Genomic DNA, 19,424 nt, shown 5'->3' with positions numbered 1-19,424 from the left:
TCATTTGTTATATTTATTATCTATATCACTGATGATATTTTTAGCAAGCGGAAGCGATAACAATTGAATAGCACCTACAATTACCAGCGCATATTTCAAGGCAAACTCTTCCGACACCCAAAAAGCTAGTGATATAAACAAACTCATTCCGAAAGCGCGGCCAATAAACAATCCTACCTCATGACTGAGGATATAGGCATATTCATTTCTATTTTCAATTGCTTTCACGGCGTCAATGGTTTTCATCATAGTTGGGAAATAAGCCAAGTCGTGCAGAGGTTGAAACAACACTTTGCACAACACGAAAAAAATAACACCAATGGCAGAAAAAAGAATAGCGTTAAACAGTGTACCTATAAAAAAGACAAACAGTCCAAGTCCAAAAATTGCCATGCGGTGTTTGGGTTTGGCAATCCGCCCTAATATATAAATCAGGATTGCCGTAAGCAATCCGCCCACACCTTGTATCAACCCCAAAGACCCCTCATTACCGACAAGGCGCATAACAAGTATGGCCGGTGCTGTCACCAAAAAGCCCTGCACCATCCCTTTTAGTCCGGCAAGAGTCAAAAGTTTTTGCCAAAGCAGATGAAAACGGGTATAGATAAACCTTTTCTGCACCGGATTGTCGAAGTGCCCTTTCGACAAAACAAGCCCGGCAGCTATCGCGATAAGCAGGCTGAACAGGGTAATAAATTGATAACCGTTATTCACATCAAGCACCCTCCCAAAAAATACAAACCCATCTACCGATACCAGGAAAGCGCCCACAATTAACGGAACAGTTATGCTCCACAACGAAAAAAAGAACGACTCAAGCCCAAAAAAATAGTTCCGGTTTTCATCATTTGTTGAGTTTAGCGTTAGCAGGTAACGGTTGGTCCAGAAAAAACCTGTAGAAGCCCCCAGTACAAATCCTGACAGTCCCAGCTCTACAATTCCTATTGAGTTTACAAACATCATTGCCATTAATGCAGCGGCCGACAACAAAATGCCGAAAGTGTAAAGCGACGAGGCTTTGAACCTTTTCAACATTAACCCGTTGAGCACCGATGTAGCCAGTACCCCGCAGTACATACAAAGCTGGTAAATTGCTACATAAGCAGGACTGCCAGTGTTTCGCATTATGTACGCCCCAACAAAAATCTCTATGATGGGCAATATAAGCGCGTACAACATGTTTGTGACAAGAAGCGTCCTTATGTTCAGTGGTTGAGAGCGAAAAAACTTGTATTCTCCCAATATGCTTTTCGACATATCTCTATTTTAATGAATTCAGTATTTCCCTGATTGAAAATTCAGCACCACAGATAACCTCGTCACTCGCACCGTAGAATATTTTAATAGTATCATTTTCTACATAATGTCCGTTTGTGAAGACAACATTACCGAAAAATCCGTTTTTTTCGTATCCGGCAACCGGTTCCATGATCGGCTCCACACTCCTTGCCAGCACTTTCGACGGGTCGTTCAGGTCCAGCAGCAACGCACCCAAACAATACCGGTGGTCGGCATTTGCACCATGGTATATTTCGAGCCACCCTTCCGGCGTTTTAACAGGTGCACCTCCGGCTCCTACTCGCGCCGAATCCCAGCTGTCAGGTCGGGTGACGGCAATGCACTTGTGGTTCCCCCAATGAATCCTGTCGGGAGATTCGGCCAGCCAGATGTAATTTCCTCCCAGTTCGGGACTACTTGGACGATGCAGAGCATAATATTTCCCGTTTATCTTTTCTTCAAAAATAGCGCAATCTTTATTGTGTGGGGGAAATATCATACCCTTACGATCGTAAGTCTTAAAATCATTTGTAACAATCAGGCCAACACCTACCGCAACTGGTGATACCATTGTATAGGTAAGGTAAAAGCCATCTTCCATCGTCGCCACGCGGCAATCTTCTATACCAAATGATTCGAGAGAGTCTTCGCCAAATATTGGCGGATAGGCGGGGTCTTCTCGAAAATGCACACCATCGTCACTAACTACAAGGCGCAAATAGGATAAAGTTGTAAGATAATTTTGTCCCCTGTATTTTATCACCCGTGGGTCTGAAGCATCTAACTGAGGATCATCTTTGTCGAAAACAAGTACCTCTATTTTTCCACTTTCACTATAGACTGGAAAGCTTATCTTTCCTTCTACTTGTTTTGGGCGTTCTGCTACACGCAATAAAAGCCAGGTCTTGCCATTCATCCTGAATACTCCGGGATTGAGTAAACAGGTTATTTCCATTCCTTCTATTCCCGGTTGCAGGTCAGATGGACGTAACAATGGGTTTTCACTGAAGCGTTTTGCAATATCCATGATATAAATGTTTTAAATAATATATAAACAAAATTAATTTATTACGGACAAACAGTGGTATCCTAATCTTTCAAAATAGTACACTTATCTTTCAATTTAAAAATATATACTCTTTTATATTGGATAATTCACATAGTACAATCTATTTTCAGGATATTAAAAACAGGCGAAATTTAAATAGTATCGCTAATCTTAAAAATCATAAAGAGAAAAGATGTAAATTTGCCTCTATAATATAATAAATATTTGTTTATAGATTTTAACAATCGCAACAGATGTCTCAACATGATAATTAAATAACTGCATCCTTAAAGCATGCAACAAGAAAAATCATAGTCCCGGAATTAAACACAGGCGTAATAAATGTTAGATCGTAATGAAAAAAATTATCTGCATATTACTTATTATTTTACCGGTATCGGGTTATGCAATTTATTTTGACATTAAAACTCTGACGAACAAAGATGGTTTGTCGAACAGTTCCATAAATGTTGTTTTTCAAGATTCGAATCAACTTATGTGGTTTGGGACCTGGGATGGCCTTAATTTGTATGATGGAAAAGGTTTTCAGGTTTATAAACCTTCTCCTGGAAATATTCGAAGTATAAGCAACAACATCGTAAGAGATATCATTGAGGAAAAAAGGGATTATTTGTGGATTGCCACAGACATTGGTATAAATAGATTTAATATCAGAGAAAAAGTTTTTGAACGTTTTTTTGTCGACTCTCTAAGCCGCCGTGAAATAACAAACGAACACTCATATTTAATTGCCCGAAATTCTCAGGGTAAAATTTTTGCATACGTTTATCAACAAGGCCTGTACTATTTCGACTTTAAAAAAAAATATTTTGAGCCGCTGAATCTCAATAAAAAACTGAATGTAAAAAAAATCATTTTTGACAGCGATGACAATCTATGGATATTAACTAAAGAAAAATCTCTGGTTTCAGTTAAATTGAAAACCCATAATGGTCGTATAATTGTGTGTGATACAAGCCTGTTTTTATTAAGTGATGTTGAGAATTTATTCAATCAAAAATCAGGTGGTATATTAATTCAGACATCGGACTATAAAATATATGGATATGATAAATGCCAGGATAAACTAAAGGTACTTCCTTTCAATAGCGATATTGGCTATATCAATGATATCGGATTTTATGAAGGGTCAATTTTTTTTGGTACAAACAAAGGACTGTATCTGTACGATTTTAAAAATGAAATTATTCCGATAATAGAAAACACTCCTGTATTGAATGTTTACAGAGGCACGCAAAATATTATATGGGTGGCCACCGATATGAAAGGAGTATTTAAGATTGTTCCTTCCGATGAAAAATTCATAACCTACTCATCAGAAAACACCTTCAATTTTGGAAATTCTGCCGTGAGGACTTTTTTTGAAGACGAAAGCCGGACTCTTTGGGTTGGCACTAAGGGATCAGGCATTTATAACTTTACAAGAGAACAGGCATCCGGAAAGTTAAAACTCAGCAACATATTCAGCATGGAAAATGGGTTATTGAGCAACTCTGTTTACAAAATAGCAAAAGGCTTTGAGAATGAGTACTGGATTGGAACAGATGGTAATGGGATAAATTATTATGATAAGAAAACGAAAAAAATTCGCAGTTTAAATATTCCCCATAACTTAACCCTTTCATCTATCTATGCCATTTTACCGGACAGTGATAATATTTTATGGGTAGGGACAAGTGGTTATGGCATGTACAAATTGAAAATTGATCTGTCAACAACCCCTTACCGAGTTACAGATTACAAACAATTTGTATTTAATGAAGAGATATCCTCTTTGAGCAATAATATAGTGTATTCAATTATAAAAGAAGACAGTGCCCACTTATGGATAGGTACACGAGGAGGAGGCGTAAACAGATTTAACATCATTGACGAAACTTTTCAAATATTCAAATTATCGGTTAACAGCTATGGCAACGACGATGTACTATGTATTCATAAAGATAATAAAGGAAGTTTATGGGTCGGCACAAGTATGGGGCTGAACAAGCTGACTTGGAGAAACAGAGGACAGCCTGAAGTAATTAATTTCAGTGAAAAAAACGGGATGCCAAACAATACCATTCACGGTATTCTAGAAGACAAGAATAATAATTTGTGGGTAAGCACCAATCATGGACTGGCAAAACTTATTCCGGATGGAACTGATGAAGACGCCTACAGTATCATTTCATACTTTACAAATGACGGATTACAGGACAATGAGTTCTCAGACGGATCATATTATTCAAGTCCATATTCTTCTCTCTTTTATTTTGGAGGTATCAGCGGATTCAATGAATTCAACCCTATTGAAATTATTCAAAATGAATATATGCCTGAACTCTGGCTTGACGCATTTCATGTTGATAATACAGAGACTGATCTGGCCGATTATTTAGTACAAAATGGCGGCCTTGAAGTTCTTACTTTATCACACGAACACAAATCTTTCAGCTTCCGATTCATACCCATTGACTACATTGCTCCATCGAAATGTGAAATAGCATATATGCTGGAAGGGTTCCACGATGCCTGGGTTAACTTAGGAACATCAAATGTAATAGTATTCACTAATTTACCAAGAGGGAAGTATCTACTTAAAGTCAAAACAAGCAATGCTAATAAAATATGGGGCAAGACTCTCTACAGTTTGCCAATAGAAATGACTCCTCCATGGTGGAAAAGCAATTTAGCTTATTTCCTCTACTTTGTTTCTTTCTTAACTCTCCTGGTAATTATAAGGAAAATGATATTGTATCGCATAAGTCTTAACAACAGTATAAGAATGAAAGAACTGGAAAGGCAAAAAACAGAAGAAATCCATCAGGGGAAGCTCCAGTTTTTCACCAATATAGCACACGAGTTTTCCAACTCTTTGACACTTATCTATGGACCTTGCGACAAATTATTGAAAGAAAAAGAGATCGACAGCTATACAAAAAAATATCTGCAAGTAATAAAATCAAATTCAGAAAGGATGCAGAATCTGATAGAACAGCTCGTGGAATTCAGAAAAGCCGAAACCGGACATCTCAAGCTGAAAATTGAAATGGTGGATATTTCCGAGTTGATTAAATATGTGATTGACAACTTTATCGAAATATTGGAGCAAAAGAAGATTGATTATACAACCACTTTCATGCCCGATGAAAACATAGTTTGGAGAACTGACAGAAACAATCTCGAAAAAATCATCTTCAATTTGCTGTCAAATGCTGTAAAATACACATCTGATGAAGAACATATTGAAATTAGAGTCAGAGTCGAAAATGAGATATTATCAATCTCAATCAAAAATACCGGTATCGGAATAAAATCAGAATACTATGACATTTTATTCGACAAATTTGAAGTCCTTAACCGGCTTGAAAGACAAATGTCTATCGGCGACTATCCCCGGCACGGTATAGGGCTGGCATTATGTAAAAGTATAGTAAATATCCTAAAAGGAGATATCAGTATTGAAAGCGACGGGGAGACATACACATTGTTTGAAGTCCGTATCCCAAATTTAGAGTTAACATCGGCAGAATTAGAGCAGGTATATCATAAGCCTGACTTAACACGATTAAAATCAATTACATCAAGTGAAATCAATCTATTAGAAGAAAAAAATAAATTACCGGAACAAGATTATATTTCAAATGATGGATCTGTTTTGATAGTTGAAGATGACCGGGAAATCCGTTCAATGATAAAAGATCTTTTAAGCCCGAATTACAGTATAATAGAAGCTTCTAACGGGATGGAAGCATTACAGGCTGTAAACAGGCAACATCCAATACTGGTTATCAGCGACATAATTATGCCGAAAATGAATGGGGTTGAATTTGTAAAAATAATGAAAACGCAGGAAATGACCAGCCATATACCAATCATACTTTTATCATCGAAAAGTTCCATCGAAAGTCAGATTGAAGGTTACGAAGTGGGTGCCGATGCTTATATCAACAAACCTTTCAATTTTCGTCATTTAGAAGTAATTGTTAAAAGCTTGCTTCACAAAAAAAATATATTGGAAGAGTACAGTAATTCCCCCTACTCCGCTCTTGAACAATATGAGGGCTCTCTAATCCACAAAGAAGATAAAGAAACGATTCTGAATATTACGAGAGTTATTTATGACAATATTGATAACGAAGAACTCACGATTGAATTCATTGCAAATGAAACGGCAATCAGCAAGATGCAACTTTATCGTAAAATAAAGGAGATCACTAAAAAAACGCCCACTGAATTTATTCGTTCAATAAGGCTTAAGTATGCGGGGAAACTTCTGAAAACAACTAACAGAACTGTTCAAGAAGTTATGTATGCATCAGGTTTCAACAACAAGGCCTACTTTTACAGGGAATTCCTTAAAAAATACAACAAAACTCCAAAAGAATTCAGGGAGTCAACAGATTAAACTTTAGTTACGATGAAAACAGAATAGATAACTTTATATTTCTATTCTACCTGCCGCACATGTTTATATTTGAAGAGGAATGCAAACATTACCGCCACCACCAGGGAGTATGCGGCAAATATAAACCACACGCTAGGCCAGTCTCCCACCAGCAACGATTTAGTGGTTGTCCCCACGCTCACATCAGTCCACTTGCAATATTGATTCACCACCCACTGTGCACTTAAAGTCCCAATGGTAGCACCAATACCGTTGGTCATCAACATAAACATCCCCTGTGCGCTGGCACGGATATTGTGGGGTGTCTCCTTATCTACGAACAGGGAACCCGACACATTGAAAAAATCGAATGCTACACCATAAACCAACATGGAAAATATAAGCAACGATAGCCCGTTTCCCGGATTACCCAGCCCGAAGAAAGCGAACCTCAGAACCCAGGCAAACATCGCTATAAGCATTACGCTCTTTATTCCATATCTCCTCAAAAAGAAAGGTATAAGCAAGATACATAGAGCTTCAGATATTTGAGAAAGTGAAATTAGAATGTTGGAGTGTTTCACCCCGAATGCATTAACATATTGCGGCAAAGCTTCAAAGCTGGCAATAAACGGATTGGCAAAACCGTTGGTTATCTGTAGTGATACACCCAAAAACATGGAAAATATAAAAAAAAGCGCCATCTTCCGCTGTTTAAACAGCTTAAATGCATCCAGGCCAAGTGCCTGGAACAGGGTTTTATCTTTATTACTTGTAGTGACAGGGCATTTGGGAAGTGAAAAAGCGTAAGCTCCCAGTACAAATCCAATCATCGCACTTACTACAAACTGCATGGCTGAGGTCTGGAACCCGATAATATCTACCAGCCACATGGTGCAAATAAATCCTATGGTACCAAAAACACGAATCGGGGGGAAGGCTTTAACGGTATCCATTCCTCCTCTTTCCAGAATTGTGTATGCTACAGAGTTTGATAGTGCCAGTGTAGGCATGTAAAAAGAAACGCTCAATGTATAGAGAGAAAAAAACAGAGAAAATGAGATATCCGTTCCGGCGTTCATCCCATACAAACCTGCGGAAAGCATAAAAGAGGCTGCCAGCAGGTGGCAGATCCCCAACAGCTTTTGAGCAGGTATCCACCTGTCGGCGATAATACCTATAAGTGCAGGCATAAATATGGATACTATCCCCTGCACAGAATAGAAAACCCCGATATGTGATCCCATACCCGCCGGGCCCAGATAACGCGACATAGATGTGAGATAAGCCCCCCAGACTGCGAACTGGAGGAAGTTCATAATTATTAGACGTGCCTTTAACGACATATTGTTAGAATTAGATCAATAAACAAAATTATTTTGCGGGCCAAAGGCCACTTATATTGAGAATATATACAATCTTGAACTTTATGAAACAACAGATTCTTTTCACCTTTACAATACAAAACTAAATTATCGCTGCAACCATGGCGCAGGATTAAGTTTTGTTGTTTTCTGCCACAGCTGGAAGTGCATGGTAGAGACTCCGGTATCGGGATCGGTGAAAATACGTCCCAGCGATTGTCCTGTCTTCACTTTATCCCCTTGTTTAACAAAAAGATCATATATGTTGGCATAAAATGTGTAGTACTCTCCGTGACGAACAATAACACAAGTGTTAGAACCGGGGAAAGAGAACACTTTCGAAACCTCTCCATCGAAAACGGTACGTATATTGGCATCCCTCTGAGCTTGTATATCAATACCATTACTATTGGTTGTCACATTCCATTCCGAATGTTTTTTGGTGCCGAAATTGCCAACTATTGATACAGTTCCGGAAACAGGCATAGGCAGTCTTCCCTTATTTGCAGCAAAATTCTTAGACAGATTGAATGTCTCCGCCGATGCTGTACTCGCTCCTACCTCAATTCTGGGAGCGGGCGAACCACTTGGCGCAGCTTCCTCTTTTCGCCCGGCTGCCTCCTCCTTCTCTACTGCCTCCTTGCTCTTTTCTCCTTCGCGCTTGATTTTTGCGGCTTCCCGTTCGGCTCTCTTCCGTCGTTCAGCCTCTTCTGCCCGCCTGGCAGCCTCAGCCTCCCTCTCCTGGCGTGCCACCTCTTCAGCAATCAATCTTTCAATCTGTGCGTTCAGCTGTGATGCCCTGCGCTGTTTGTCCTGAATAGATTTCTTTAACTTCTGTTGCTGCCCACGAGCCTCTGCTACCTCCGATTGACGCGCTTTCTCCTCCTCCTGCAACCTTATCTGTTCATTCCTCAACAATGCCAGCGCCTCTTCTTTGCCGGCTCTGGCCAGGGTTAGAGATTCCTTTTTGGCTGTGATTTCGGCATTTTGCACCTTTATTTCTTGAGCCTGCATCTTCTGCCATCTTGAATACTCCCTCAGGTATTGCATTCTTCTCAACGACTCGCCAAGGGACCTTCCTGTCAAAATAAACAGTAACTTATTCTGGCTGAACTTATTGTTCAACATGCCTTTCATGGCGTTGGCATAGCTATCCTGCTTCCGCTTCAGCTCTTTATTGAGCCGTGAAATCTCACTTTCCAGCCTCGATTCTTCATTTTTCAATGCTGCTATTTCCTGATTCCGCAAATTGATCAACTCTTTTCGTGAAGAAATCTGTTTATTAATAAGGTTAATACGATCCAGTATAGTTGTAGTATGTTTTTGCACATCAAGGTAAAGCCTGTTTGTGCTTCTTATCTCCTCCTGTAAGGCCTGTTGCTGTTTCTGTAAACTTTCGATCTGACTGGTTTGAGAAAATAAGACAAAAGCAAACAATGAAAAAAGATATATAAGAGTAAACCTTTTCATTTAGTCTTTATTCGGAGAGATAATTTTCAATATTGCATCTATAGAGGTTCTATTATAGCCGACTGGAACACTCTTACCCAACTGAAATGGCTGATTTGTGATAATATCGGAAAAAAGCAGTTCGGCATCAACCTTTCGTGATGAAGATGAAAGGGTTACATTCATCTTATGCGGGAAAGTAATATTGTTCAATATTGCAAAATTATTGTATCCCCATTGCAGATAATGTTTCTTCTCTGGTTGCATAAGATGTGTAAATGTGATACGATCGTCACAATTTACCGTGAATGAGTAGTCTATCCCCGATTCTCTGTCCTTACCGGTTAAATAGTAATATTGATCTGATGTGCGAATGTATTTGAAGTTAAGGTAATCTGAGTTTTCCACCTTCTTTTTTCCTGAAACAAAAAGAGCATTGGTAAAAACCGATTGCATGGTATAGAAGTCGAATCCTACCGGATATTGCTCTTTCAAAGAACTGATAGATTCCTGAACATAACGTTTGTTCATCCTGTCGAGCACCAGTACAGAATCGGGATCGATATAAAATCGAAACATTTCCACACCGAAAAGAGGTTGTATAGAAATCTGAAGGGCATTATCCTTCACAATGCGTATATTTCCTCTTGAACTTAAGGACCTGGAACCGTTAGTCAAGTTCATATTAAGCTTGGCTGAAAAGGTATAGTAAGGGAACTCACTGGTAATAATGTCATTGAAAAGCTGATTATATGATTTATCTTCCACAGGAGAGGTGGAGTAAACAATCTGTTGTTTGGGCTTACAGGAATTTAGAGCAATGCCCAACAAAAAAAAGAATAAAAAGATATGTTTGCAGTGAGAAATATTCATAGCTCGATAATTATTTCAGTTGTTTTTTTAATTTCAAATAACGGTCATAAAAAATTCCACATCCGGCATTTATTTACCAACTAGGACATTTACAACTTTCGGGTTTTTATTTTTTTATTTAAGAGTCCACTTTAAATAGTGGCAATTTTAAGTTTAAAAAAGTAATTCGTTGATTTTTCATTTCCTATTTTTGAGAAGCAAGGAAGTAAAAAATCAAACACGATAAAAAGTTTCTCCCTTATGGAGGTCTTTATATAGCGAAAATCGGTTATTAAACCATTTTCATGCGCTCTTTGACTTATTGTTATCAGATAATTTCCAAGGCGGACATGGTTTATCCATAAACATCTGGCGAAAGTAAATAATTTGTGCCTGAGCAAACCTCTGTATCGTGTTTTGTTGTTCCTCGTATGGAAGCAATACTGAAAGATGGTTGCCTCCACGTTGTTTCTTTTCATCTGTTCCTGCCCGGGGATAGCCGCGAGTTCGTGTCTTAGTTCTGCAGTTGCTATCTGTTCGTTCGTAAAATACCGGTACTTGCTCTTGCCTGTGGTGGCAATCCTCCATTTATCCCCCGGTTTTGTATGCAGGGATAATCTCTCCGGTTTCGATATGGGTGACAACCAGCTCACCCTCCTTCATCTCCAGGTCATATTTAGATTGTCTCCCTTGTAATCCGCTTGTTATAAGTTCAATTGAGTTCATATCGGCAAACTCCCTGTTACCAGGGGGATTGATAAGCACCATCGGCATAGACTTTCTCTATTATATCGGTGCTTACCTTCTCCTGGATGTTGGTAACGGCATCCTTCAGGTAGCCATTGTCTGCAGCACTTGCCGGTTTCACCTGAACGTTTACGATCAGGTTGGGTTTGTCCTTCTGTTCATCCGTGTCATCACAGGTCTCGGTGATGTTCACACTGTAGCCCTTTACCTTCTGGTCTCCTTTTTTTTCGATAATCGGCATCGGGGTCATTGTGGTTTTGAACGCTCCTGGCCGTGATGTCCTCTTTGGGACGAAGGATAGCCTGTCCCTTGACCACCTCGTATTGCTCGTGGAAGACACGGTGAAGAAGGTCGTAGCCGGTAGTGGTCTCTGCAAGGCGTTTAAGAACCTGATAAATGAGCCCACCCAGGGAAGAGATTTTCTCGCCGAGAGTTTCACTGTTTAAGCGGTAAACCATATTCTGAGCATCTTCTTCTAAAAAATAGAAGTACCTGTTTCCTGAGCCTGGGGTTCAAAAGAAGCATCCCCCTATCGCCCAGGTCCTTGATAAACCCGCGGAAAGTGTTGTGAATGATCTCGAAACGGGAGTACCAGGCGATGTTGCTGCCAATGAGCTTACTGTCCATACGGACAGATTTGCCGGATATCTTGAAGGTGGAGAGTTGGTCGCCAGTGAGCTGCTCGAAGCTCTTTTCCATCAGGTTTACACCATACCGGTTTTCGTATTCACAAATACGCCTTCTCAGTAAATAATAAGTATCGATAGAGGGTGCAACATCACTCAGGGAGACTAGACCCAGGGCTTTACGCACCAGGAGATCGAACTGGCATTTATCGAACAGATCTTCATCGCTACAGCCAAAACCCTCCTTGATGATGGACATTCCGATAATCACCCGTATGGAAGCATTGGGAGCGCCCATGTTACCCTGTTTGAAAAGGGGAGCAAATATGGTTTCGTCTATTTGGGAGGTGACGTTTGCATAAAACCGGTTGTGCCACGCCGCAGGATCATCATATTTTTTTGCCTCACGCTTACCCATTTGGGTGGAAGGTGTGGAAAACATGTCATATTGTGGATTTACAGATGTCTTCTTGAACATGATTTCTTCTCTTTTAGGTGATGCAAAATACGATTTTTTTATCTGATAACAAGGGATTTTCAGAGCGTTTTATCAACAAAAAACGGAAATAAAACAACAAAATTAAAGTCAGGGACTTTTTAAAGTGGACTCATTTAATTTTTTTGAGTCACGTCCCAGTTCTTTTGCCTTTTTCCACTGTTCTATTGCCTTCTCTCTTTCTCCGGTTTTGAACAAAACGTCTCCGTAATGTTCATAAACCTCAGCTGATGGATTCTCCTTGCTATATTCCATGGCCTTTTCAATATATATTTTTGCCATAAGGTAAGATCCCTGTTCAAACAATACCCACCCGTAAGTATCTAAGTAAGTAGGGTTCATCGGATCTGCCTTTATTGTAATCCCGCTCATCTGCTCTGCTTTGTTCAGATCCCTCTTTTCAAGAGACAGATAATAACTGTAATTGTTTAAAACAGGAAGATTTTGCGGATTCAGCTTTAAAGCTTTTTCATAACATCCGAAAGCAATATCTTTATTCCCAAGAAAATAGTTCAGGTCGCCTATCTGACCATGAAAATCTGATTCCATAGCTGGACTCAGCATTACTGCATTTTTCAACCCCTCCTCAAATACCCTTAATGCTTCCTTATAATTCTTCTGTTGATAATGGGCAGCACCTAAGTAGAAATAGAACTGAGGCTCCTTTGGAAGATGTTTTAGTGCTTCAGTTGTTACCTCCTTAATTTTCTCCAGATCTTCATCAGGCAAGGCAATACGGATCATTTGCTCATACCCTGCCGGATCACCAGGATTATCCTTGGTATATATCTCGAACTGTTCCATGGCGCCCTCTTTGTCATTCTGTAGCATGAGGACATTGCCATAAATCATGTTCAGTTGCCTGTTGTTGGGATGCTGTTCAAAGAGTGATTCGAACAGTGTATTTGCCTGTTTCAGTTCCTGTCGGTTCTGCTGCAGAATGCCGAGATAACGTGTAAGAAGCTGCAGTTTTGTCTCAACATCCATAAACGATCCTGTGATGGCTTTCTGTAACTCAGCCTGTGCGGCGGGCTTATTGTTTGTTTTCTCATAATAGTTCACCATGGATAGAATAAGTTCTGGATAATCAGGATCTATACCTTTCACCTGTTCGTAATATTGCAGTGCTTTCTGATCCTGATTGTCTTCCATATATAGATCACCCATAAGGATAAGATACCTGGGATCACCGGGATTTTTGTCAATGAACTGCTGAATTTCTTCAAATGCTTTCTCCTTTTTGTCCATCAGGGAATATAGACGGAACTTGTTAAGTGAAAGCATCTCTGACATTCCAGTACTTTTTTCAAGTTCGTTAAGCGCATCTATAGCTTTTTGTTGTTCTCCATTATCTGCATATGCGTTTGCCAGTTCGAAATAAAGTTCTGATCTGTCGGGGTATAACTTCAGCAAAGAACTGTAAATGCCAAGAACGTCTTGTTTAAGCTCGAGTTCTTTGCATAATCCCGCAAGCATCATATTATAGTAGTAGTTGGAATTATCGTAATGAACAGCTTTCCGGAAAAAATCCAGCGCCCTGTCTTTTTCCTGAAGCACACTGTAGAAAGTCCCCAGTTCAACCATTACATTTGCATTGGTTGAATCCAGTGCATAACAATGCTGAAAAAAGTCGATAGCTTCATCATATTTCCCAAGAGCTTTTGCATTCAAAGCAGCGTAAAAATAGTAATCAAATTTCCTATCAGTTGCTTCATTATGATGTATTTGACGTACATCCTGGCGAGCTACTGCCTTTAGTGGCATAACTGCCAATACCAGGTATAATAAAACCAGGCCGGCATTCAGCTTTTTTATTTCTGTCAGATAATTCATTCTTTGCCTACAGTTTCTATTGTTTGCCGGTATGTCCAAACCCTCCATCTCCTCTTTTTGTTTCATCCAGTGTGTCAACCGGTTCCCACTCTACGCTGGCATGTTGAGCAACCACCATCTGGCAGATGCGTTCTCCGTCGTTTATGGTAAAATTTTCATTCGACAGGTTCACCATGATCACCCGAATTTCACCACGGTAATCGGCATCAATTGTACCGGGTGAGTTCACAATTCCAATACCATGTTTTATTGCTAATCCGCTTCGGGGGCGTATCTGAGCTTCATATCCTTCAGGGAGCTGAATAAAAATGCCGGTCGGCACAAGGGCTCGCTCCAGAGGCTTTAAAACAACAGGTTCTTCAATATTCGCACGTAGGTCTAGTCCGGCAGCCGACATCGTTGCATATTCAGGAAGCGGATGACGTGACATGTTTACTATTTTAATCTTCATTGGTGAGAGTCATTCGAATTAATTATGCGAATTTATACAATTCTGAGGAAATTATTATCAATTTGATGAAATTTAAGGAATTTAATTCCAAAGGAATATAACATTTTGAGAGATTGTCACTCGTGAAGTAAGAAAAAACCATATCTTTGCATATATGAGCGGACAAGATGATCTTTTGGCAAAATTACGTCAAACGCTGAATGAACAGGGAATTGACTCATTTCATATCCTCGAGGAACTGGTGCCAATTGAGGAGCAGATGGAGTATTTCAGATATTTCGACAGGATGCGGCGAGAAAACACCCCCTTTGTGCGAGATGAAGAGGTAGCTGTTTTATTTTCTCCCGACGAGTCCATCGAACGTAAGAAAAAAAGCCTGACCCTTCTTGCTTCCATACCCGATGTAGGAGCATACAGATCTATTGAAACATATCACAGTAGTCCACTAGAGCCTGAACTGCTTAACTGGTCGTCCATGGCACTTGTCAGCAGCCGTATCATTCTTAGCTCAGACCTTTCGGGGCATCAGCAAGTATATATCTCTTCGGGCCTGGGTGGCCACGATAAGAAACTGCGGTTTTTCGCCCTTTTCACAACCAATAACAGGCAAGAACTTACCGATTTGCAAAAGGAGATGGTAGAGCGCGAATTTATTTTTCAGTTGCAAAAAGCAGAAATAGTTATTGAAAAATTTGTAATCAAAGAAAACTACTTTACCATCCTCATGCTTTTCCCATTTGATAAGGATGTTAAGTCGAGCCTCCACGACGCTATCACTGAGTGTAATCAATACGGAAATTTTCTCGATACAAAATTTCTTTTTACCAATGTAAAAGTACTGAATGAAAAAGAGATAGATGAGCTGTTAGATAAGAAATAGCCATCAGTCCCTCACTAAAGAAGATCTGAAAATGATTTATCTTGTACGTAAAAAAAATATTTGCAAGACACTCTTAACCGTAATTTTAATCGTTCTCTCTATCGGGAGCAGTGCACAGGAAATCCCGTTCATTCCCCCGGTCTATAACTATACTACAAATATATATAGGGCAGGCAACCAAAACTGGGCAGCAGAACAGGGCAGTAACGGAGTAATCTATTTTGGTAACGAAAACGGGCTTTTGAGTTTTGACGGAGTCAACTGGTCTCTGTGTCCACTCCCCAATAATCTCTCAGTAAAGTCTATTTATATAGACAACAATCACTCGACTGAGCGAATATATGTAGGTTCATTCGAGGAATTCGGATATTTCGAACGAAACCGGTCCAATCAGCTTATTTATTACTCAATAAAAAGTATTGTTGATGATTATCAGTTTCATAACGATGAAATATGGACGATATATCCTTTCGATGGAAAGATTTACTTCCAGTCGTTTTCTGCATTCTTTGTCTTCGATGGCAAAGAGGTGAGGACATTCAAGCCCTATCCTGCCGTATTGTATTTTTTCCCATCGGGAGACAAGATGTTTGCGCAAATGATAGATAATGATTTTTGCAGTTTCAACGGTGAAGATTTTCAAAGGCTATTGACACGCAAACAACTAAATAACGCTGATGTCAGAAATACAGGGCCGGCAGACGGAGAGATTGTAGTACAGCTTTATACCCGACAGCTTGTTGCAAGCGTAACCCGCCCGGTGAAAGAGCTAAAAGGGTTTAAAAAGATTGCATTAAAGGCGGGTGAATCCAAACAGGTAACGTTTAATCTTGCTTCCGAAGATCTGGCCTTCTACGGAATTGACATGAAGAAAAAAACCGAACCGGGCGACTTTAAACTGTGGATTGCTCAAAGTTCTGCTGATAACTCCAATGAAGCAAGTTTTTCTGTTACACAATGAAAAAAATAAAAAAATAAAAGTTATGTCCAGTTATTTTTTGCATCTTTGAAGAGTAAAGTAATTATAACATACTTAAACTACGTTGCTATAATTAACATATACTCAAAAAAGAATGAGCATAATCAGCTATTTTGACATCAGAAAAGAACTGGAAGATTTTGACGTTATCCACTCTGAAATTGAAAAAGGGATTGTCTTCAAGGGAACCAACTTGTGGATTCTAATGTGTGCCATCCTGGTGGCATCGGTGGGCCTGAACATGAATTCAACAGCGGTAATCATAGGTGCCATGCTTATATCTCCACTGATGGGACCCATCAACGGTATGGGGTATAGCATCGCGACCTATGACTGGCATTTGTTCAGGCGGTCGATAAAAAACCTCACATTTGCCATCGGTATAAGTCTGATCACTTCAACACTCTATTTTGTCATCACCCCGGTAAATACAGCTCATTCCGAATTACTGGCACGCACAAGCCCCACTATTTACGATGTATTTATTGCGCTTTTCGGAGGCCTGGCAGGGATATTAGCCATTAGCAGCAAATTGAAAGGGAACGTAATCCCCGGCGTTGCAATTGCCACTGCACTAATGCCACCTCTGTGCACTGCAGGTTACGGGCTTGCTACCCTCCAGTTGAATTTTTTCTTTGGTGCCCTTTACCTCTTCACCATTAATACAGTTTTTATTGCGGTATCATCACTCACCGTCTGTCAGATCCTTAAACTTCCTATTCGCAGCATCATAGATCCAGCCCAGCGTAAAAGGGTTAACAGCGCCATCACCACCATTTTGCTTATCACCATCATCCCAAGCATCATATTCGGATACGATCTGGTAAAGAAGGAGCGTTTTTCTGAAAGTTCAAACCGTTATCTGCAGGAGATATCGATTTTAAGCGGCAGCTACTTGATTGAAGCAAAGGTGGACCCGAACCAGAGCTCAATATCACTCCTCTATTCAGGATATGGGCCTAACGAAGAAGAACTGGTTCAAATAAAAGAAAAAGCACTTATCTTTCAGCTGGACACCTCAAAAATCAGTATTATTGAAGGAGCAGATGCTGAAATTCTGAAACAAAGTGCCAGTCGCTATTTAACAGAAGCACAGGAGCTGGAAAACAAGCTCAACATCACCACCTCCTCTTTGAAAAAAGCCCAATGGAGACTGGACAGTATACAAAACATACCTGGGATGGGAGAAAACCTTTTAAAGGAGATCAGGCAAATATACCCACAGATGAAGAGCTGCTCCTATGCCGAGTCGGTTATTTTTACCGATACAACCCGATCAGAACGAATACCTATCGTAGTCTTCACATCAAAAAAGGAACTGAACCGCAACGAGCAGAAGAAAATTACTGAATGGGTACGGGTGCGACTTAACAATAAAGCAACGAAAACCTATTTTGAGAAGTAGCGACCAGGCAACCAATTTATTTTTCATCCGCCACATACAGCCCTCCAGGAGTTAAAAAAGAAACAGGTTCCGGTTAACGATCAAGCAGATTAAAAAACGTTTACGTAAAAGAATGAAATAAAACCGTAAAAAGTAATCCTACCGTAGGAAAATCAGGGAACTGTTGTCTAAATACTAAATCAAACATCATGCACTTTGACGGACTCAGAACTCATAGAAAAAATTAACTCCGGCAACACTCAAGCCTTTAAGGAATTAATAGAAAAATATCAGGGAGTGGTATTTCGCACAGCCATGGGATTCGTGCATTCCAAAGCTGATGCGGATGACCTCACCCAAGAGGTTTTTATAAGGGTTTTTGAATCGTTGCACTCCTTCAAAGGAAAGGCTGAGTTTTCCACATGGCTCTACCGGATAACAGCGAACTGCAGCATTAATTTTATTAAACGGAACAGTAAAAACAGGTTATTGCTGTCGCTCGAAAACATCTTCAACTATTATAGCAACGAGAAAACGCCACTTGAACAATTGGAAGCAGCGGAGAGAGACAGACTGATAAAAGCGGCAATCGACCGCCTTCCCACCTCTCAACGAACAGCTTTTGTGTTGAGCAGATATGAAGAACTGCCCCAGAAAGAGGTCGCCCGTATCATGAATAAATCAGAAGGGGCTGTAGAACAACTACTGCAACGAGCAAAGGGTAATCTGCAAAAGAAACTGGACAAAACCGTAGGAAAATAATGGGAGACTTGTCAAACATATAAACAAACCAACAGAATGGGAACAGAAAAATATATCAATGACCTGATTGAACGCGAAAAGCAGATGGTCCCCAGTCCCTACCTGAGCACACGCGTATTGGCGGAGATAGAAAGAAAGCAGCTGCAGGCAAACTACCGGCCATCTGTGTGGAAAGCCATTGCCCTGGCTGCCAGTTTTGCTGCTGTTACAGTGTTGGGAATCACTCTCGGAAATAGTTATAAAGGTGATTATTATCCGAAGCTGGGTATGAATATCAACGATAGTCAGATAGAAAACCTGGAATATTATAATTTGGAAGATTATGACTAAGAAGAACAGCATACAGATATGGGTAATTGCGCTGTTAGTGGTGCTGAACCTGACCACCATAGGAACCATATTTTATCATAACCGGCAGGTAAAAGACAATGAGGCTGCAGTTGTTATAGATGAAAGCCGGGCTCCGCTCACCGGAAGGTATTTCCGTCAGACACTTAGGTTCGATGATGAGCAGATGAACGCCTTCCGGAAAGCAAATCGGCAATTCCAGCCACAGGCAAACTTACTGATCTACGAGATGGATTCGCTGAAGACAGAGATGTTCATAGAGTTGAACAGGGAACAGCCCGACACGATCAGGTTGAACAGCATATCAGACCATATAGGTAGGCATCACGCTGAGCTGAAGAAAATCACTAACGATTTTTACCTCTCAATTAAATCGGTATGTGATTCAGCTCAATGCTACAGGCTGCAAGAAACATTCCTTCCTCTCTACAGGGATGAGACAAGCAACGCCCGGCGCGGATTCGGATATTACCGTCCGGACAGCACGGGAGGGGGCTACAGACATAGATACGGGAGAGGGTGGAATAAACCGTAAAC

At 40.2% G+C, this 19,424-nt stretch carries 19 protein-coding genes; 7 read left to right on the top strand and 12 right to left on the bottom strand.

Going from position 1 to position 19,424, the window contains the following annotated elements; translation table 11 throughout:
• Together KDN43_RS07245 and KDN43_RS07240 are read right to left on the bottom strand one after the other, a co-directional pair.
• Window positions 1–1,257 (bottom strand): MFS transporter, encoded by a 1,257-nt coding sequence (locus tag KDN43_RS07245; RefSeq protein WP_238869148.1) that lies wholly within the window; start codon window positions 1,255–1,257, stop codon window positions 1–3.
• Window positions 1,258–1,261: 4 nt separating this feature from the next.
• Complete coding sequence (locus KDN43_RS07240; RefSeq protein WP_238869147.1) at window positions 1,262–2,305, bottom strand: glycoside hydrolase family 130 protein; 1,044 nt, start codon at window positions 2,303–2,305, stop codon at window positions 1,262–1,264.
• Window positions 2,306–2,681: 376 nt separating this feature from the next.
• Between KDN43_RS07240 and KDN43_RS07235 the strand changes: the two genes are divergently transcribed.
• On the top strand, window positions 2,682–6,737 hold the full coding sequence (locus KDN43_RS07235; protein ID WP_238869145.1) for a hybrid sensor histidine kinase/response regulator transcription factor: 4,056 nt from the start codon (window positions 2,682–2,684) through the stop codon (window positions 6,735–6,737).
• 41 nt (window positions 6,738–6,778) lie between these two features.
• Here KDN43_RS07235 and KDN43_RS07230 read toward each other — a convergent pair whose 3' ends face one another.
• The 10 genes from KDN43_RS07230 to dut form a co-directional block, all read right to left on the bottom strand.
• Window positions 6,779–8,062, bottom strand: coding sequence for an MFS transporter (locus KDN43_RS07230; protein WP_238869143.1), 1,284 nt, complete (start codon window positions 8,060–8,062; stop codon window positions 6,779–6,781).
• 126 nt (window positions 8,063–8,188) lie between these two features.
• Window positions 8,189–9,550, bottom strand: coding sequence for a murein hydrolase activator EnvC family protein (locus KDN43_RS07225; RefSeq protein ID WP_238869142.1), 1,362 nt, complete (start codon window positions 9,548–9,550; stop codon window positions 8,189–8,191).
• Window positions 9,551–10,402: a DUF4292 domain-containing protein gene (locus KDN43_RS07220; RefSeq protein WP_238869141.1), complete on the bottom strand. Its 852-nt coding sequence runs from the start codon at window positions 10,400–10,402 to the stop codon at window positions 9,551–9,553.
• 131 nt (window positions 10,403–10,533) lie between these two features.
• Window positions 10,534–11,034 carry a hypothetical protein gene (locus KDN43_RS07215; RefSeq protein WP_238869139.1) on the bottom strand — a complete coding sequence of 167 codons (501 nt, stop codon included), beginning with the start codon at window positions 11,032–11,034 and terminating at the stop codon, window positions 10,534–10,536.
• Window positions 10,970–11,149 carry a hypothetical protein gene (locus tag KDN43_RS07210; RefSeq protein ID WP_238869138.1) on the bottom strand — a complete coding sequence of 60 codons (180 nt, stop codon included), beginning with the start codon at window positions 11,147–11,149 and terminating at the stop codon, window positions 10,970–10,972. The genes KDN43_RS07215 and KDN43_RS07210 overlap by 65 nt, the downstream gene beginning before the upstream one ends.
• The gene (locus KDN43_RS07205) at window positions 11,124–11,321 is read right to left on the bottom strand and encodes a hypothetical protein (protein WP_238866128.1); all 198 of its coding nucleotides are present in this window, start codon (window positions 11,319–11,321) and stop codon (window positions 11,124–11,126) included. The genes KDN43_RS07210 and KDN43_RS07205 overlap by 26 nt, the downstream gene beginning before the upstream one ends.
• Window positions 11,299–11,586 (bottom strand): hypothetical protein, encoded by a 288-nt coding sequence (locus tag KDN43_RS07200; protein WP_238866127.1) that lies wholly within the window; start codon window positions 11,584–11,586, stop codon window positions 11,299–11,301. Before KDN43_RS07200 ends, KDN43_RS07205 begins: the two co-directional genes overlap by 23 nt.
• Complete coding sequence (locus KDN43_RS07195) at window positions 11,564–12,232, bottom strand: transposase (RefSeq protein ID WP_238865744.1); 669 nt, start codon at window positions 12,230–12,232, stop codon at window positions 11,564–11,566. The genes KDN43_RS07200 and KDN43_RS07195 overlap by 23 nt, the downstream gene beginning before the upstream one ends.
• A 108-nt stretch (window positions 12,233–12,340) precedes the next feature.
• Window positions 12,341–14,083: a tetratricopeptide repeat protein gene (locus tag KDN43_RS07190; protein WP_238869136.1), complete on the bottom strand. Its 1,743-nt coding sequence runs from the start codon at window positions 14,081–14,083 to the stop codon at window positions 12,341–12,343.
• 16 nt (window positions 14,084–14,099) lie between these two features.
• The gene (gene dut / locus KDN43_RS07185; protein ID WP_238869135.1) at window positions 14,100–14,534 is read right to left on the bottom strand and encodes a dUTP diphosphatase; all 435 of its coding nucleotides are present in this window, start codon (window positions 14,532–14,534) and stop codon (window positions 14,100–14,102) included.
• A 154-nt stretch (window positions 14,535–14,688) separates the two neighbouring features.
• On the opposite strand from dut, the gene KDN43_RS07180 reads away from it, so the two are divergent.
• The 6 genes from KDN43_RS07180 to KDN43_RS07155 all read left to right on the top strand — a co-directional run bounded on the left by KDN43_RS07180 (window position 14,689) and on the right by KDN43_RS07155 (window position 19,422).
• Window positions 14,689–15,414, top strand: a complete 726-nt coding sequence (locus KDN43_RS07180) for a hypothetical protein (protein WP_238869134.1) — start codon at window positions 14,689–14,691, stop codon at window positions 15,412–15,414.
• A 31-nt stretch (window positions 15,415–15,445) separates the two neighbouring features.
• The gene (locus KDN43_RS07175) at window positions 15,446–16,375 is read left to right on the top strand and encodes a fibronectin type III-like domain-contianing protein (RefSeq protein ID WP_238869133.1); all 930 of its coding nucleotides are present in this window, start codon (window positions 15,446–15,448) and stop codon (window positions 16,373–16,375) included.
• 112 nt (window positions 16,376–16,487) lie between these two features.
• A complete protein-coding gene (locus KDN43_RS07170) occupies window positions 16,488–17,798 on the top strand; it encodes a TIGR00341 family protein (RefSeq protein ID WP_238869132.1) in 1,311 nt (436 codons plus the stop codon).
• 195 nt (window positions 17,799–17,993) lie between these two features.
• Window positions 17,994–18,539, top strand: a complete 546-nt coding sequence (locus KDN43_RS07165; RefSeq protein ID WP_238869130.1) for an RNA polymerase sigma factor — start codon at window positions 17,994–17,996, stop codon at window positions 18,537–18,539.
• Between the two features lie 36 nt (window positions 18,540–18,575).
• Window positions 18,576–18,869 (top strand): hypothetical protein, encoded by a 294-nt coding sequence (locus tag KDN43_RS07160; protein WP_238869129.1) that lies wholly within the window; start codon window positions 18,576–18,578, stop codon window positions 18,867–18,869.
• Complete coding sequence (locus KDN43_RS07155) at window positions 18,862–19,422, top strand: hypothetical protein (RefSeq protein WP_238869128.1); 561 nt, start codon at window positions 18,862–18,864, stop codon at window positions 19,420–19,422. Before KDN43_RS07160 ends, KDN43_RS07155 begins: the two co-directional genes overlap by 8 nt.
• Window positions 19,423–19,424: the final 2 nt, after the last annotated feature.

It is taken from the genome of Proteiniphilum propionicum, from assembly GCF_022267555.1.
Taxonomy (GTDB): domain Bacteria; phylum Bacteroidota; class Bacteroidia; order Bacteroidales; family Dysgonomonadaceae; genus Proteiniphilum; species Proteiniphilum propionicum.
Note: the sequence above shows the minus strand (reverse complement) of the source record. Positions and strands in the feature narration are given on the sequence as shown.